Consider the following 15,457-nt stretch of genomic DNA (forward strand, 5'->3'; position numbering starts at 1 on the left):
TTTACGGATGACGGCCGGCTGCCTAAAGTCCGCCTCGATGAATGCCAACGCACCGCCCCCACTGCTGATCGGCTGCGCAGCCGGCTTTTCCGGCGACCGCACCGATGCGGCCGGGCCGGTGGTCGACACGCTGATTGCGCGGCTCGCCGGCGGCCCCGCGGGCCAGCGCGCTTTCCTGATCTTCGAGACGCTGGCCGAGCGCACGCTCGCGCTCGCCCAGCTGCGCCGCCGCGACAACCCTGACGCCGGCTACGAGCCTCTGCTCGACGCCATGCTGCGGCCCGTGCTGGCGCGCTGCCTCGCGCACGGCATCCGCATCGTGAGCAACTTCGGCGCGGCCAACCCGCGCGCCGCGGCCCGCCACATCGCCCGCATGGCGCGCGAACTGGGCGCCGACGCGCCGCGCATCGCGGTGGTGGAGGGCGACGATCTTTCCGGCCCCGCGCACCGCGCGCTGCTGCATGAAACGCTGGGCGCGCAGATGGAGGGCCTGCGCATCGTCAGCGCCAATGCCTACATCGGCGCCGAGCCGATCGCCGCCGCGCTCGACGCCGGCGCACAGATCGTGGTGTGCGGCCGGGTGGCCGATCCCTCGCTCGCAGTCGGCCCCGCCATGTCGCACTTCGGCTGGCGTGCCGACGACTGGCACCGGCTGGGCCGCGCCACCATGGCGGGCCACCTGCTCGAATGCGGCGCGCAGGTGTGCGGCGGCTACTTCGCGGACCCGGGCTACAAGGACGTGCCCGGGCTCGACAACGTGGGCTTTCCGATTGCCGAGATCGATGCCGACGGCCACTGCAGCATCGGCAAGGCCGATGGCACCGGCGGGCTCGTGAGCGAAGCGACGGTGAAGGAGCAGCTGCTCTACGAGGTGCACGACCCGAGCGCCTATCTCACGCCCGACGTGGTGGCCGACATTGCCGAAGCCGAGGTGCGCGCGCTGCCCGGCAGGGACCGCGTCGAGCTCTCCGGTGTGCGCGGCCACGCGCGGCCGAGCCACTACAAGGTCAACGTCTGCCATGAAGGCGGCTGGCTCGCCGAGGGCGAAATCTCCTATGCGGGGCCGCGTGCCGAGGCGCGCGCCCGGCTCGCGGCCGAGGTGCTGCGCAAGCGGCTCGACGGGCTGGCGCTGCGCGTGGACCTGATCGGCGCGCTGAGCATCCTGGGTGACGATGCCGGACGCATGCTCGCGGACACGCCCGGCACCGGCCTGCGCGACGTGCGCCTGCGCGTGGCGGCCACGCATGCGGAGCGCGCGCAGGCCGAGCGCCTCGCGCGCGAGGTCATGGCGCTCTACACCTGCGGGCCCGCGGGCGGCGGCGGCGTGCGCACCGCGCTCACGCCGCGGCTCAATACCCTGTCGTGCCTGCTGCCGCGGGAGGCGGTGCCGGTGCGCTTCGAACTGCTCGGCGCGGAGGCCCTGGCATGAACGCATCGACCCACGACATGATCGAAGTGCCGCTCTACCGCGCAGCCCACGGCCGCACCGGCGACAAGGGCGACCGCTCCAACATCAGCGTGATCGCCTGGCATCCCGATCTTTATGCCTTGCTGGCCGAACAGCTCACGCCCGAGCGCGTGTCGATGCAGTTCCGCCACCGCGCACCGGCACGGGTGCAGTGCTTCCTGCTGCCGCGGCTGCATGCGATGAACTTCGTGCTCGACGCGGTGCTCGACGGCGGCGTCAACGATGCGCTGAACCTCGATGCGCACGGCAAGGCGCTGTCTTTCCTGCTGCTCGACATGCCCATCCGCGTGCCGCGCCCGCTGGTGCCGCTGTTGGCGGGGCCATAGCGGCGGCCATCCATTTTTTACCAGCCATCCCTCCGGAGACAAAACAATGAAACGACGTTCCCTCACCCTTTCGGCCGCTGCGCTGGTCCTGGTGCCGCTGCTGGGCCACGCACAGCAACAGGCCTTTCCAGAAAAGCCCATCACCTTCGTCGTGCCCTTTGCGGCCGGCACCGCCACCGACCAGATCGCGCGTGCGCTGGGCAACAGCATCACGGCCGAAACGAAGCAGCCGGTCGTGATCGACAACAAGGCCGGCGCGAGCGGCTTCATCGCCTCGCAGCAGGCGGCCAAGGCGCCGGCCGATGGCTACACCGTGCTGATCACCACCAACACCACGCATGCAGCCAACGAGCACCTGTTCAAGAAGCTGCCCTACGACCCGGTGAAGGACTTCGTGCCCCTCACCGCACTCGGCAAGGGTGGGCAGATCATGGTGGTGAATCCGTCGTTTCCTGCGAAGAGCGTGGCCGAGTTCGTGGCGCTCGCGAAGAAGGAGCCAGGCAAGTACAGCTTCGGCAGCGGCAGTTCGTCCAGCCGCATGGCGGGCGAGCTGCTGCAGCAGATGGCCGACATCAAGCTGCTGCACGTGCCCTACAAGAGCAACACGCTTGCCGTCACCGACCTGCTGGGCGGCCAGATCCACATGATGATCACCGACGCGGCCACCGGCCTGCCGCAGGTCAAGGCCGGCAAGCTGCGCGCACTGGGCGTGTCGAGCGCCGCGCGTTCGCCGCTCGCGCCCGACGTGCCCACCATCTCGGAAGCCGGCGTGAAGGGCTACGAGATGGGCTACTGGTTCGCGGCCTATGCGCCCGCGAAGACGCCGCCGGCCGTTGTCAAGCGGCTCAACGAGCTGCTGGTGAAGGCCGCGAAGAGCGAGTCCGCGAAGACGGCTTTCTACGAATCCACCGGCACCGAGGTGTTCACCACCTCGCCCGAAGAGCTCGCGAAGTTCCAGACGGCCGAGTCGCAGAAGTGGGGCCGCATCGTGAAGGCCGCCGGCATCGAAGCCGAGTAGGGCGCACGCCGGCCGCAGCGGGGATCGGCACCGCGCAGACACCACAACGAAGGAGACAAACCATGAAACGCTGGAGCCTGTTGGCTGCCACGGTGGCTTCGGCCGCCCTTTTTCTGAGCGCATGCGGCGGAAGCGGCGGTGGTGGAGGCGGTGGCTTCGTGCTGCCGCCGCCCGCCGCGACCACGCCGTCGCCGCCGGCCGCTGAAGCGCCGAAGTTCAAGCTCGCGATCTCGAAGACCGAGGACGTGGCCGGCAGCTTCGGCAGCATCGGTGCCTACGAGAAGATTACCGGCACCTTCACCGGCGAGGTGGATCCGAAGGACCCGCGCAACGCGATCATCCAGGACCTGTTGCTCGCGCCGCTCAATGCCAGCGGCAAGGTCGAGTACAGCTCCGACTTCGTGCTCTTCAAGCCCAAGGACATGGGCAAGGCCAACGGCGTGCTGCGCTACGACGCGCCGAACCGCGGCAACATCGTCAACCTCGACCCGTACTTCGCCTCGCGCGGCTACGTGTTTCTCACGGCCGCGTGGCAGGGCGACGTGCCGGCCGCGGCGGGCAAGCTCAGGCTCCAGGTGCCCGTGGCCCGGAACGCGGACGGCAGCAGCATCACCGGCACCTACCGCGCCGAGCTGCTGCCCACGGCGGCCACCGCCGATTCGCTGCCGCTGCCCGGCGGTCCGTTCAACGCGGCCATGCAGGCCTATGCGACGGCGAGCCTCGACAACACCCAGTCCGGCTACGTGCTCACGCGGCGCATCAACGAAGCCGATGCGCGCCAGCTCATTCCCGCGAGCGACTGGAAGTTTGCCAGGTGCAGCGCCGCCGCGCCGTTCCCCGGCACGCCCGACGAGACGAACGTGTGCCTGCGCGACAAATGGGACCCGGCCTACATGTACGAGCTTGTCTACGTCGCGAAGGACCCGAAGGTCATGGGCCTGGGCCTCGCGGCGGTGCGCGACATGATCGCCTTCTTCCATCGCGAGGCCAGCGACGCCGCGGGCACCGCCAACCCGGTGGCGGCCGCCATCAGGAACACCATCGCTTCCGGCGTGTCGCAGTGCGGCAACTTCATGAAGACCTTCGTGCACCTGGGCTTCAACCAGGACCTCGCGGGGCGCAAGGTGTTCGACGGCGTGTTCGCGCAGATCGCGGCACGGCAGACCAACATCAACATGCGCTTCGCGATCCCTGGCGGCGGCGGGGGCGTGCGCACCGACCACACGGCCTTCGGCCAGGCCGGCACGCGCGGCCTTTCGAAGGACTATGTGGACGACGTGGCGCAGCGCCGCGGCGGCATCCTGTCGCGCTGCGAGGCGAGCGGCACCTGTCCCAAGCTCTTCATCGGCTTCAGCGGCACGGAGTTCTATGTGCTGCAGGGCTCGCCGCTGCTGACCGATGCCTGGGGCACGGCAGACCTCGTGCAGCCGGACAACGCGCGCATCTACTACTACGCCAGCACCCACCACCTGCTGGGCCTGCCCTCGCTGCCGGGCGCGAGCGCCGGGGCGCTCTACACCACCAACGCCAACGCCGGCGTGGTGCCGGTGGTGCGCGCGCTCTACCAGAACCTGGAAGACTGGGTCGCCAAGGGCACGACGCCGCCCGACAACCAGGTGCCCAAGCTCGCCGACGCCACGCTGGTGCGGCCGCAGCAGCTGAAGTTCCCCGCCATTCCGGGCGCGAACTACACGGCCCTGGTCAACACCTATTCGCTGCTCGACTGGGGGCCGGACTACCGGCCGCAGGACGAGAGCGGCATTGCCACGCAGGTGCCGCCCGCCTACCTGGGCCGCGACTACGCCATCCTCGTGCCGCAGGTGGATGCCGACGGCAACGACATCGCGGGCATCCGCAGCCTCGACGTCGCGGTGCCGGTGGGCACCAACACCGGCTGGAACTACACCAGCAAGCCGGGCACCATCGACCTCGCGGGGCTGTTCGGCGCGTACTTTCCGTTTGCGAAGACGGCGGCCGAGCGTTCGGGGAGCGGCGATCCGCGGCCGTCGCTGCAGGAGCGCTACACCGACCAGGCCGGCTACGTCGCGGCCCTGACCGCCGCCGCCAACGACCTGGTCGCCAGGCGCTTCATGTTGCGCGCCGATGCGGACGCGGCCATTGCCAATGCGGCGGCGAATCCGGTGCTGCCCTAGCGAGCGTTGCTGCCAGCCGGCGCGGCGTGCACCGCAAAGCCCGCTTCGCCCGGTGCGATGTCGTCGCGCAGGGTGAGGGCGGGAATCTCGTAGTCGCCGGCGTTCTGCGGGCGGAACGGGATCGGCTCGGTAGTCGCCAGCGTATCGAGCCGGCGGCCCAGTTCTTCGGTGATGCGCGCATAAGCCGCGGCATCGACCTTGCCGGTGCGGTACACGACGAAGGGCGGCAGCACCTCGAAGCCGGGGTAGTAGAGGATGCCGTGGTGGATCGGGAACAGCAGGTCGTCCATCGGCCCGTTGATGCCGCGGGCACTGTAGTGCGAGGCCCAGCCGCCGGTCGTGACCACCAGCATGGCGCGCTTGCCGGCCATCACGCCCTGGCCGAAGCGGTCGCCCCAGTGCGTGTCGGAATGCTCGCCCACGCCGTAGGCAAAGCCATAGGCGTAGACACGGTCGACCCAGCCCTTGAGGATGGCCGGCATCGTGTACCACCACAGCGGAAACTGGAAGATCACGGTGTCGGCCCAGAGCAGCTTGGCCTGCTCGGCGGCGACTTCCTCGCGCTGGGTGCCGGCCTCGAAGGCGCGCTGGGAATCGGTGACGGGATCGAAGGGCGCGCCGGGTTCGAGGTGCGCGAAGTCGTCGGCGGCCAGCGTCGCCTTCCACTGCATGGCGTACAGGTCGGACACCTGCACCTCGTGCCCGGCTTCGGCGAGGCGTTCGCGCATGAACTGTTTGAGCGAGCCGTTGAGCGAGCGGGCTTCGGGGTGGGCATGGACAAGAAGGATTTTCATGGCTGCATGGTTCGTCGGATGAAGATGCAGGCAGGTTAGGCGTCGCCGAGCTATATTGGAAATGAATATTCAGAATTCCAGGAATAGCGATGGACAATTTCAAGCGGCTCGACCTCAACCTGCTGCTCACGCTCGACGTGCTCCTGGCCGAGCGCAGCGTGACTCGTGCCGCCGAGCGCCTGAACCTGTCGCAGCCCTCGGTGAGCGTGCAGCTCGCCCGGCTGCGCGAGGTGTTCAACGATCCGCTGCTGGTGCCCGCGCAGCGCGGCATGCGGCCCACCGCGCGGGCCGACGAACTGCGCGAGCCGCTGCGCGAAGCGCTGGAGTCATTGGGCCGTGCGGTGGCACCCACAAAGCCTTTCGACCCCGCCGAGGCGACCACCACCTGGCGCGTGGCCGCGGCCGACTACGCCGAGTCGGCGATCCTGCTGCCGGCGCTCGCGGGACTTCGCGCGGCTGCGCCCCACACGCGGCTGGCCGTGGTGGAGGCGGTGCCCTCGCGCATGGCGCGGCAGCTGGAGCAGGGGGAGATCGACCTGTTCTTTCACACCAGCGTGGGCGCACCGCCCGGGCTGCACCGGCGCGTGCTGTTCCACGAGCGCTACGTGCTCGCCGGGCGCACCGGCCATCCGCGCCTGAAGCGCCGGCCCACGCTTGCGCAGTTCTGCGCGCTGGAGCACGTGGTGGTGTCGCTCGGCGGCGGCGGCTTTGCCGGGCCCACGGACGACGCGCTGGCGCAGCAGGGGCTCGCGCGGCGCGTGGCGCTGTCGGTGCCGCATTTCCTTTTCATGATGTCGGTGCTGGCGAGCACCGACATGGTCGCGATGCTGCCCGAGCGGCTGGCGCGCGGCGCGCCGGGGTTGCGCGTGGTGGAAGCGCCGCTGGAGGTGCCGGGCTATGAGATGGCGATGCTCTGGCACGAGCGGCGGCATCGCGATCCGGGGCACCGGTGGTTGCGGGAACGGATTGCGGCAAGCCTGTAGGCGCTTGCGGATCCTCGACGGTCCGGATGGCTATTTGCCCCGGACCTCGAAGGCGCCCTTCATTGCGAGCAACGTCGAGAAGGCATTGGGCCATCCGGCGTAGCACGCAAGATGCGAGTCGATCTTCGACACAGAAGCTTCAAGCAGCTCGTTGTCCGCGGCTCCGCCGAGGTGATAGGAGATCCGCGGAAACTGGCCCCCGCTCACGTTCTTGAAGTAGCCCGCATCGAGCGGGGCATTCGATGCGGTCGCCATCTTGAATTTCTCCACGGGCAGTGGGGAGGGCGCCGGCTCGAGATGCGGGATGGATCTTTCCGGAACCGGTCCGACGAGCCCGGGCCGGGCGAGATGCCAGCGCCGGCTGTGCTGCCCCTGCTTCGCGGACACGTGGGCAAGATGCTTCTTGACCGTGTTGACACTGATTCCGAGTCGCTCGGCGATTTGCTTGTTGGACATGTCCTGGTGCATCAGCGACAGCACCTCGTCCTCGCGCGCGGTCAGCCTGACTGCGGGCAGTGCTGCACTGGATGCCGGCCGGCCGCCGGCTGCCACCAACCGCAGCACGGCCAAGTACAGCGCCTGCAATACCCGATCCGGAAAACCCAAGGTGCCTGCCAGTACGGCATCCAGCGATTGGGCGAGCTGCTCCGCGTTCGCCGTCCACTCGACGCAGCCGCGGGCCTGGATCCGGATTGCGGCATCCAGGCCCTGGGGCGAGGGCCGATCCCAGCCGAGCAGCCAGTCGGTGGCGGGAAAGTGGCGGCGCAGATCGTCCAATCTGTCGACACCCTCTGGCGAAATCAGCGCGATGTCCACGAGCAGCAGACGAGGCGCGTGCTGCCGGCAGCGGGCCTCCAGGTCAGGGAGGCAGTCCATCCCCGCGTGCTCGACCCGGTACATCCGCCCGGACCGATGCCCCGAGGCCAACAGGCCGAGTCCGAGCAGCGCCGATGCGCGGCTTGGGCAGGTGGCGATCAGAACCGGAACACCGGCTTCGAATGGGGCGCACGGCGCGGGAGAGGGGGTCTCCGGGTTCGACGTGCTCAACGCGGGGGGCGCGAACGGCGACAGCGCGCGAGAGCCTTGCGTTGATGGCTGCGGACCTGCGTTCCACGCAGAACCCAGCCTCGCAGACGGGCGTGGGACTTCTTCCATGTGTTCCCCAGGGAGCCTGTTGAATGCACCTTGGAAGTAATGATAAAGGGCTACATGTTTATCAGGAATGGCTGCTGGCGCTGCAAGGTATCGAGATGTATGGCGGGTCAAGACGCGACGGCCGGCGCCGCGCGTCATCCTTTGGGTGACAACTTTCGACCTATGGACAGTGCGCGGGCCCGCGGTTCAGCATCGTTTCCCCTTTGCCGATAAGTGAACCTGGTCACTGCCAGCGACGCACCTCGTTCGGAGTTGCGCTGTTCTGCGTCGGCGTTTTTATCTAGTTCGAGGAGCGAATATGACTGTGCTGATAACGACGGCAATTTCGACCGTTACTCTCGATGAATCCGCCGGGTTGCAGAACTCTGTCGATACTCCCGCACCTGCGGGAGACGCCAACGACAACGACATCCTTGCAAGTTCGCTGCCGACCGCCTTTGGCAGCCGCTTGACCACCCTGGGGGCGGCAGCCCCGACCAAGGTCGCCTTGAGTGGCTATACCGGGGGCAACACCGGCGCCAACGTATTCACGTTCAGTGCAACCGGCACGGTCACCGATCTCTCGTTCACGGGCGCGACCGGCGCTCCGCTCAATGGCTTGGACAGCGGCCTCGATACCGCCGATGGCGACGACATCTTCCTGTTCACCGATACGACCAACAACAACATCGTCCTGGGGAAGACCGGCGCCGGCGTCATCGTGTTCGCTGCCTACCTGGAGGAAACGGGAACCCCGGTGTCGGGCGCCAAGATCTGGATGGTCCAGTACGAAGCGCTGTCGAACCCCGATGCGACCAACGCCGACGACGCAATCGACCTGGCTGGCAAGGTCTTCGTCAGCGTCAGCCAGGATGCGGAGTTCAACCTCGCAGGCGCGCCGTCCGGCCAGAACCTGTTCCTGATGTTCACGAAGGTCAACCCGACCATCGTCGACGGCCGGATTACCGACGTGACGATCATCGCGACGGGCAAGGACCCGGCAAACCAGTCCGGGGCCAATCCCGGCAGCACTGCCGACGACATCAACATCTCCACCGGTGACACGGTCAACACCAGCAAGGCCGGCGGGCCGACCACGTTCGGCACCAACAGCCAGATGCTCACGGAGCAGGAGGGCATCCGCTTCACGTTCGTGACCGGCGCCAGGGCGGACGTCACCATTCCGGAGCTGGACCAGAACGAGGCCGATCTGGAGTCGAACATCGACTTCACCGGCATGTTCGTCGGAGCGCGAACGGCCGATTTTGACGTCGTGCAGTTGCAAAGCGGCAAGAGTGCCCAGGTCAAGGTCACCGCATACAGCACGGAGGTCGAGTCCGGCAACAGCTTCGTCGATGGCTATGCGGGCGACGCTGTGATCTCGATCACGAGCGTGCGCGTGTTCGACTCCGTGACCGGGGCGGTTCTCGAAACCTTCTCGGGCGGCGTCGAAGGCGCACTGAGTTCGACCATCGGCATCAGCATCACCGACGGCATCGCGACGATCATCGGCGTCAAGGCCGACCAATCGATCGAATACACGACGTCGGCGGACCACAACCGCGTACTCATCGAAAACGGGGCGGCCACCAACGCCTCGGGCAACACCCACGCCGACTTCGACATCGGCGGGTTCCGGCTGCTGCAGGTTTCCAACGCAACGGCAGAAGTCGGCTCGATGATGAACTTCGAGGACGACGGGCCGAGCATCGTGCTGGCGACGCCCACCGACACCGCGCTGGTCAACACGCAGGACGCCGACACCATCGGCGCCGCCACCGACTCCGCCACCACGGACTTCGCGGCCGCCTTCGGCACGACGTCGAGCAGCTACGGCGCCGACGGGGCCGGCACCACCGGCTCGGTCTTTGCGCTCGGCGTGAAAACGCAAGGTGGCGACTCCGGGCTCAAGAGCGATGGCGCCACCATCTACCTGTACCTGGTGGCCGGCAAGGTCATCGGTTCGACAGCCGCCGTCGTGGGCGACATCACGGCGGGCAACACCATCTTCGACCTGGCCGTGAGCGCAAGCGGCTCGGTGACGCTGCAGCAGTTCGCCGAAATAGACCATGCGCTGCCGGGCGATTCGTCCAATTACGCGGCCCAGGAGGCCTCGATGGCCGACGACCTGGTCACCCTGGCCGCCACGGTGACGCTGACCGACGGGGATGGCGACACGGCCTCCGATTCCGAGGTGCTCAACATCGGCGCCAACATCCGCTTCGACGACGACGGCCCGTCCGTCGTGCTGGCAGCGCCCACCGACACCGCGCTGGTCAACACGCAGGACGCCCAGACCATTGCAGCCGCCACCGACTCCGCCACCACGGACTTCTCGACCGCCTTCGGCACGACTTCGAGCAGCTACGGCGCCGACGGAGCCGGCACCACCGACTCGACCTTCGCGCTCGGCGTGGCAACGCCGGGCGGTGCTTCCGGACTCACGAGCGACGGCGCATCCATCAAGCTGTACCTGGTGGGCGGGAATGTCGTTGGTTCGACGGCGGCCGTCGTCGGCGACATCAACGCGGGCAACACCATCTTCGACCTGGCCGTGAGCGCCACCGGTTCGGTGACCTTGCGGCAGTTTGCGGAAATCGACCATGCGCTGCCGGGCGTGGGGTCCAACTACGCGGCCCAGCAGGCCACGATGGTCGACACCTTGATCACCCTCACCAATACCGTGACGCTCACCGATGGGGATGGCGACACCGCAACCGATTCCGAGGTGCTCAATATCGGTGCCAACATCAAGTTCGACGACGACGGCCCGACGGTGACCGCCATCTCCGACCTCACCGGAGCGAACGACGGCCTGCCCATTGCGGGAACCTACAACTTCTCCGTGGGCGCCGACGACGTGGACAACGCGTCGACCGACGGCATCGTGCTGAACAGCCTGACCGGCACGACCGGCGGCGGGCGGGCCATCACCGATGCGGCCGTCTCGCACTTTGCCGAAGACGCCACCACGGTCACCTACCACTTCAGCTTCAACTACTACCCCGGGCCCACGTCGACCACGACGCAGGCGGCAACGGGCACGGTCATCTTCAACAAGGAGAACGGTACTTACAGCTTCGACCTGGACCAGGTCTTCGGAGGGCAAACGACCTTCTCCACGAGTGCGCCGCTGGCCTCCTTCAACTACGACACGGAAGGCAACAACTCGCCGGAGATCGTGGTGCAGCAATACAGCAGCGACTTCTTCGGGGTGCTGTCCGCCAGGGCCGCGACGCCGCCGAGCGACTCCAGCGACCTGGTGTCAGGCAACGATCACGTGTTCGCGGCGGGGGAAACCTTCAACAGCGTGAGTGCGGGCTTTGTCAATGTCGCGACCAACACCCTTGGCGTGAATTCCGACACGGTCCAGGCTGGCGAGCTGCTGAACTTCGACTACTTCAGGTCGAATCCGGTGAACAACCCCACGGCGACAAGCCCGCCACCGCGGCCCGACGCGACGGTCGTCGGTACGGACAAGGCCTACGCCGATGCGATCAACATCACGATCGACCAGATCACGGATGGCGAAGACGTGGCTGTCCTGCTGAAGCTGGTCAACAAGACGGACAGCAGCGACACGACGACCACGCTCCTGATCGCCAATTCCGCATCGGACTACCAGTCCGCCGGAGGAGGCATGAAGATCGTGAGCATCGGTGTGGACGACTACGACAGCGCCAATTACACGATCGCGGGCGTGCAGGTCATGAGCAGTACCGAAGACGTCACCGGCACGGGTGTCAGCCTGAGTACCCACGGCTCGGTGAACCTGACGGCAACCGGAATGAACTATGCCGATACCGCGGACAACGATGTGTTCAAGATCATCAAGATCGACGTGATCACATCGACGACCATCAATTCGGACGTGGACCTGAACTTTGCAGGCCAGCTGATCGACGGCGATGCCGACTACGCGAACTTCGACTTCGATGTCCACCTGGAAATCGATGGCGTGGCCAACCTGATCGGCACCACCCAGCAAACGGAGGCCATTGCGTAACGAACTCTTCGGCAAGGGGCAGCGGCAATGCCGCCCCTTGCCACTTGGCCTGTGCCCAGGCGTATCGATCGTTCAATCTGCGAGGTGGCATGAAACCTCAGGAAAAGTCCGGCGAACTGCGCCAGGCGGTGGCGGCGCTCAAGGGCTACTTCGTGCGGGCGGCCTGGTTCAGTGTGTGCTCGGGCCTTCTCCTGCTGGCTCCGAGCGCGTACATGCTCGAGGTGTATGGGCGGGTCGTGAACAGCCGCAGCACGCTCACGCTGGCCATGCTGACCTTGCTGGTGCTGGCCGCCTACTGCCTGATGGAAGTGCTCGACTGGGCGCGCGCCGAGGTGATGTACCGGGCCGGGCAGAAGCTCGACCAGAAGCTGCGGGACCGCGTGTTCGCCGCCATCTTCGAAGCCGGCCTCAAGCGCTTGCCGGGCGGGACCGTGCAGCCGCTCAATGACCTTCGCACCTTGCGCGAGTTCCTGTATTCATCGCCGCTGCTCGCGCTGATGGAAGCGCCGGTTGCGCTGGTCTTCATGGGGCTCATGTTCGCCATCAGCCCCGTGCTGGGCTGGTCGGCCGTGGTGGGCTCGCTGCTGCAGGTGTTCGTCGGCTGGCTCAACGACCGCAACACGCGGCCGCCGCTGGTGTCGGCCAACCGATGCGCGATCGAAGCGCAGCAGTATGCGGATGCGGCGCTGCGAAATTCGCAGGTGATCGAGTCGATGGGCATGCTGCGGGACGTCCATCGCCGCTGGATGGGCAAGCGGCGCGATTTCCTGCAGCGCGAAGCCTTGGCCTCGGACAACGCCGGAGCCTGCCAGGCCGTCAGCAAGTTCATGCAGGTCACCATGGGTTCCCTGCTGCTCGGCCTGGGTGCCTGGCTGCTGCTGACGAACCAGCTCAACGGCGACGCCGGAATGATGGTGGTCGGCTCCATCCTGGGCGGCCGGGCCTTGGCGCCGCTGGTGCTGCTGGTGGCGCAATGGCGCACGGTGGTGCACGCGGGCGATGCATGGCAGCGGCTGGGCAGCCTGTTGGGTGCCATCGCGCCGCGGCCGGAGACGATGCCGCTGCCGCCGCCCAAAGGCGCGCTGCAAGTCGAAAGCCTTGTTGCAGGCGCGCCAGGCGGCAGTTCGGCCATCTTGAAGAACGTGGCCTTCAGCCTGCTGCCCGGCGACGTGCTTGCCGTCGTCGGTCCCTCTGCCGCGGGGAAGACGACCCTGGCGCGCCTGATCGTCGGCCTCTGGCCGGCGGCGAGCGGCAAGGTGCGGCTGGATGGCGCGGACGTGTTCGCGTGGGACAAGGCCGAACTCGGCCCGCACATCGGCTATCTGCCCCAGGAGGTGGAGTTGCTCGAAGGCACCCTGGCCGAAAACATTGCGCGCTTTGGAGAGGTGCGGCCTTCGAAGGTCAAGGAGGCCGCGCAGGCGGTCGACCTGCATGCCCACATCACGGGCCTGCCGCTGGGTTACGACAGCCCCGTCGGGCCCGAAGGCACGGTGCTGTCGGGCGGGCAGCGGCAGCGGGTTGCATTGGCGCGCGCGCTCTACGGCGAGCCCACGCTGGTGGTGCTCGACGAACCGAATTCGAGCCTCGACGATGCCGGTGATGCCGCACTCACGGCCGCCATCCTGAAGCTCAAGGCGCGCGGCACCACGTTCGTCATCATGACGCACCGCACCAGCGTGCTGGCCGTGGCCGACAAGATGCTGGTGCTGTGCGATGGCGCGATGCAGGGCTTCGGCGCACGCGACGAAGTACTGGCCGCGCTGCGGCAAGCCGGCGAGCAGGCGATGGACCGCGTGCGCAAGGCGGCAAACGCCGCGAGCGTGGCGCCGCAGGTGAGCCCACAGCCATGAACAAGCCATCGTTCTTCAGCCGCAGCGAACTGGCGCGCGCTCTTTGGGGTTTCCGACGAGAGTTCCTGCTGGTCGGCTCGCTGAGCTTCCTGGCCAACCTGCTCATGCTCGGGCCGACGCTCTACATGCTGCAGATATTCGATCGCGTGCTGTCCAGCCAAAGCGAGATGACCTTGCTCGCGCTGTCCTTGATCACGCTGCTCCTCTTCGTGGCGCTGGCCTTGTCGGAATGGCTGCGCTCGCGCCTCCTGGTGCGGGCCAGCCTGCGTTTCGACCGGCAACTGAGCACCCGGGTGTTCAACGGAAGCTTCCAGGCCTATCTCGGCCAGTCGGATTCCAGCAAGTCCAGGCCCTTCGCAGACCTCAGCCAGATCCGCCAGTTCCTCACCGGCCCGGGCGTCTTTGCGCTCTTCGACGCGCCCTGGACGCCGATCTATATCGCGGTGATCTTCTTTCTCCATCCCTGGCTCGGGGTCCTTGCGCTGGGGTTCGCGCTGGTCCAGGCGGCAGTGGCCTGGTTCGGGCAGAGGCAGACTGCCGCGCCATCGGAAGAGGTGCTGAAAGCCGCGGGCGAAACGATGGGCGACCTGCAGGGCAAGCTTCGAAACATCGAGATGCTCGAATCGATGGGCATGGTCGCCAATCTGCAAAAGCGCTGGAATCGCCAGCATGCGGCCTCCATGGGCAAGGGCACCCTGGCGCAGGGCGCCATCAACCGCGTTGCCGGCTGGAGCAAGTTCATACGCTACAGCCAACAGTCGCTCGCGTTGGGCGCAGCCGCGCTGCTGGTGATCGATGGCCAGTTGTCGCCCGGCGCCATGATCGCGGCGAACGTGCTGATGAGCCGCGCACTGGCGCCGATCGACCAGCTGGTCGGCACGTGGCGTGGCTTTGTCTCCTGCCGCAGCGCATTCCAGCGGCTCGAAAGACTGCTGGACGAATTTCCCGAGCAGGACCGTGTCCCTTCACGGGCGGGGCCGACCGGCACCATCAGCCTGCAAGCTGTCTCTGCAGGGGCCGCAGGGCGAGCGACACCGATCCTCAGGAATATTTCGTTTGCGGTTCCCGCAGGAACCGTGGTCGCGGTGCTGGGCCCTTCGGGTTCGGGCAAGTCGACGCTGGCAAAGGTGATGGTGGGCATCTGGAGCGCATCTTCCGGCTCGGTGCTGCTCGACGAGGTGCCGATCGGTGGCTGGAACCGCCTGGAGCTGGGCCCGCATATCGGCTACCTGCCGCAGGACGTGGAGTTGTTCGGCGGCACCATCGCCGAAAACATCGCGCGGCTCGGCGAGACCGACTCGCGCAAGGTGATCGAGGCCGCAAGCAGCGCCGGCATGCACGAGACGATCCTGCGGTTCCCCAAGGGCTACGACACCCCCATCGGCGACGCAGGCAGCCTGCTTTCGGGCGGGCAGAGGCAGCGCATCGGGCTGGCGCGTGCGATCTATGGCGACCCTTCGCTCATTGTCCTGGACGAGCCGAATGCCAACCTCGACGACGCCGGAGAGGCCGCGCTGGTGTGCGCCATACGGCAGCTGAAGGCCAAGGGAAAAACGGTGTTCCTGGTGACGCACCGCCAGGGCGCGGTTTCCGTGGCCGACCGCCTCATGGTCCTGAGCGACGGCGTGCTGGCCGCGGACGGGCCGCGCGATGCCGTGCTCGCGTCTTTTCGCCGCCCGCAGCCTGCGGTGCGAACGGCGCCCCTGGTGGTGCAGTCGGCCTGAG

General features: G+C 67.3%; 10 protein-coding genes. 8 read left to right on the plus strand and 2 right to left on the minus strand.

Annotation, left to right across the window (positions count from 1 at the left end):
* Positions 1 to 37: 37 nt before the first annotated feature.
* From RZE77_RS11080 to RZE77_RS11095, 4 genes are all read left to right on the plus strand, one after another.
* A complete protein-coding gene (locus RZE77_RS11080; RefSeq protein ID WP_319441877.1) occupies positions 38 to 1,429 on the plus strand; it encodes an acyclic terpene utilization AtuA family protein in 1,392 nt (463 codons plus the stop codon).
* On the plus strand, positions 1,426 to 1,794 hold the full coding sequence (locus RZE77_RS11085) for an AtuA-related protein (protein WP_319441878.1): 369 nt from the start codon (positions 1,426 to 1,428) through the stop codon (positions 1,792 to 1,794). The genes RZE77_RS11080 and RZE77_RS11085 overlap by 4 nt, the downstream gene beginning before the upstream one ends.
* Positions 1,795 to 1,840: 46 nt before the next feature.
* Positions 1,841 to 2,812, plus strand: coding sequence for a Bug family tripartite tricarboxylate transporter substrate binding protein (locus RZE77_RS11090; protein ID WP_319441879.1), 972 nt, complete (start codon positions 1,841 to 1,843; stop codon positions 2,810 to 2,812).
* Between the two features lie 62 nt (positions 2,813 to 2,874).
* Entirely contained in the window at positions 2,875 to 4,965 is a 2,091-nt protein-coding gene (locus RZE77_RS11095; protein ID WP_319441880.1) for an alpha/beta hydrolase domain-containing protein, read from the plus strand.
* On the opposite strand, the gene RZE77_RS11100 is transcribed toward RZE77_RS11095, so the two are convergent.
* Positions 4,962 to 5,759, minus strand: coding sequence for an NAD(P)H-dependent oxidoreductase (locus tag RZE77_RS11100; RefSeq protein WP_319441881.1), 798 nt, complete (start codon positions 5,757 to 5,759; stop codon positions 4,962 to 4,964). The two genes, RZE77_RS11095 and RZE77_RS11100, sit on opposite strands and share 4 nt — an antisense overlap.
* An 89-nt stretch (positions 5,760 to 5,848) precedes the next feature.
* Here RZE77_RS11100 and RZE77_RS11105 point away from each other — a divergent pair, with 89 nt between their 5' ends.
* Positions 5,849 to 6,742 (plus strand): LysR family transcriptional regulator, encoded by an 894-nt coding sequence (locus RZE77_RS11105; RefSeq protein WP_319441882.1) that lies wholly within the window; start codon positions 5,849 to 5,851, stop codon positions 6,740 to 6,742.
* A gap of 30 nt (positions 6,743 to 6,772) precedes the next feature.
* Here the strand turns inward: RZE77_RS11105 and RZE77_RS11110 are convergent, their stop codons facing one another.
* Complete coding sequence (locus RZE77_RS11110) at positions 6,773 to 7,789, minus strand: helix-turn-helix transcriptional regulator (RefSeq protein ID WP_319441883.1); 1,017 nt, start codon at positions 7,787 to 7,789, stop codon at positions 6,773 to 6,775.
* Between the two features lie 406 nt (positions 7,790 to 8,195).
* On the opposite strand from RZE77_RS11110, the gene RZE77_RS11115 reads away from it, so the two are divergent.
* The 3 genes from RZE77_RS11115 (at position 8,196) to RZE77_RS11125 (ending at position 15,456) form a co-directional block, all read left to right on the plus strand.
* Entirely contained in the window at positions 8,196 to 11,882 is a 3,687-nt protein-coding gene (locus tag RZE77_RS11115) for a DUF5801 repeats-in-toxin domain-containing protein (protein WP_319441884.1), read from the plus strand.
* Positions 11,883 to 11,971: 89 nt separating this feature from the next.
* Positions 11,972 to 13,732 carry a type I secretion system permease/ATPase gene (locus RZE77_RS11120; RefSeq protein WP_319441885.1) on the plus strand — a complete coding sequence of 587 codons (1,761 nt, stop codon included), beginning with the start codon at positions 11,972 to 11,974 and terminating at the stop codon, positions 13,730 to 13,732.
* Positions 13,729 to 15,456 (plus strand): type I secretion system permease/ATPase, encoded by a 1,728-nt coding sequence (locus tag RZE77_RS11125; protein ID WP_319441886.1) that lies wholly within the window; start codon positions 13,729 to 13,731, stop codon positions 15,454 to 15,456. The genes RZE77_RS11120 and RZE77_RS11125 overlap by 4 nt, the downstream gene beginning before the upstream one ends.
* The last annotated feature ends 1 nt before the right edge of the window (position 15,457 follow it).

This window comes from Variovorax sp. SPNA7 (assembly GCF_033807855.1).
GTDB classification, from domain to species: domain Bacteria; phylum Pseudomonadota; class Gammaproteobacteria; order Burkholderiales; family Burkholderiaceae_C; genus Variovorax; species Variovorax beijingensis.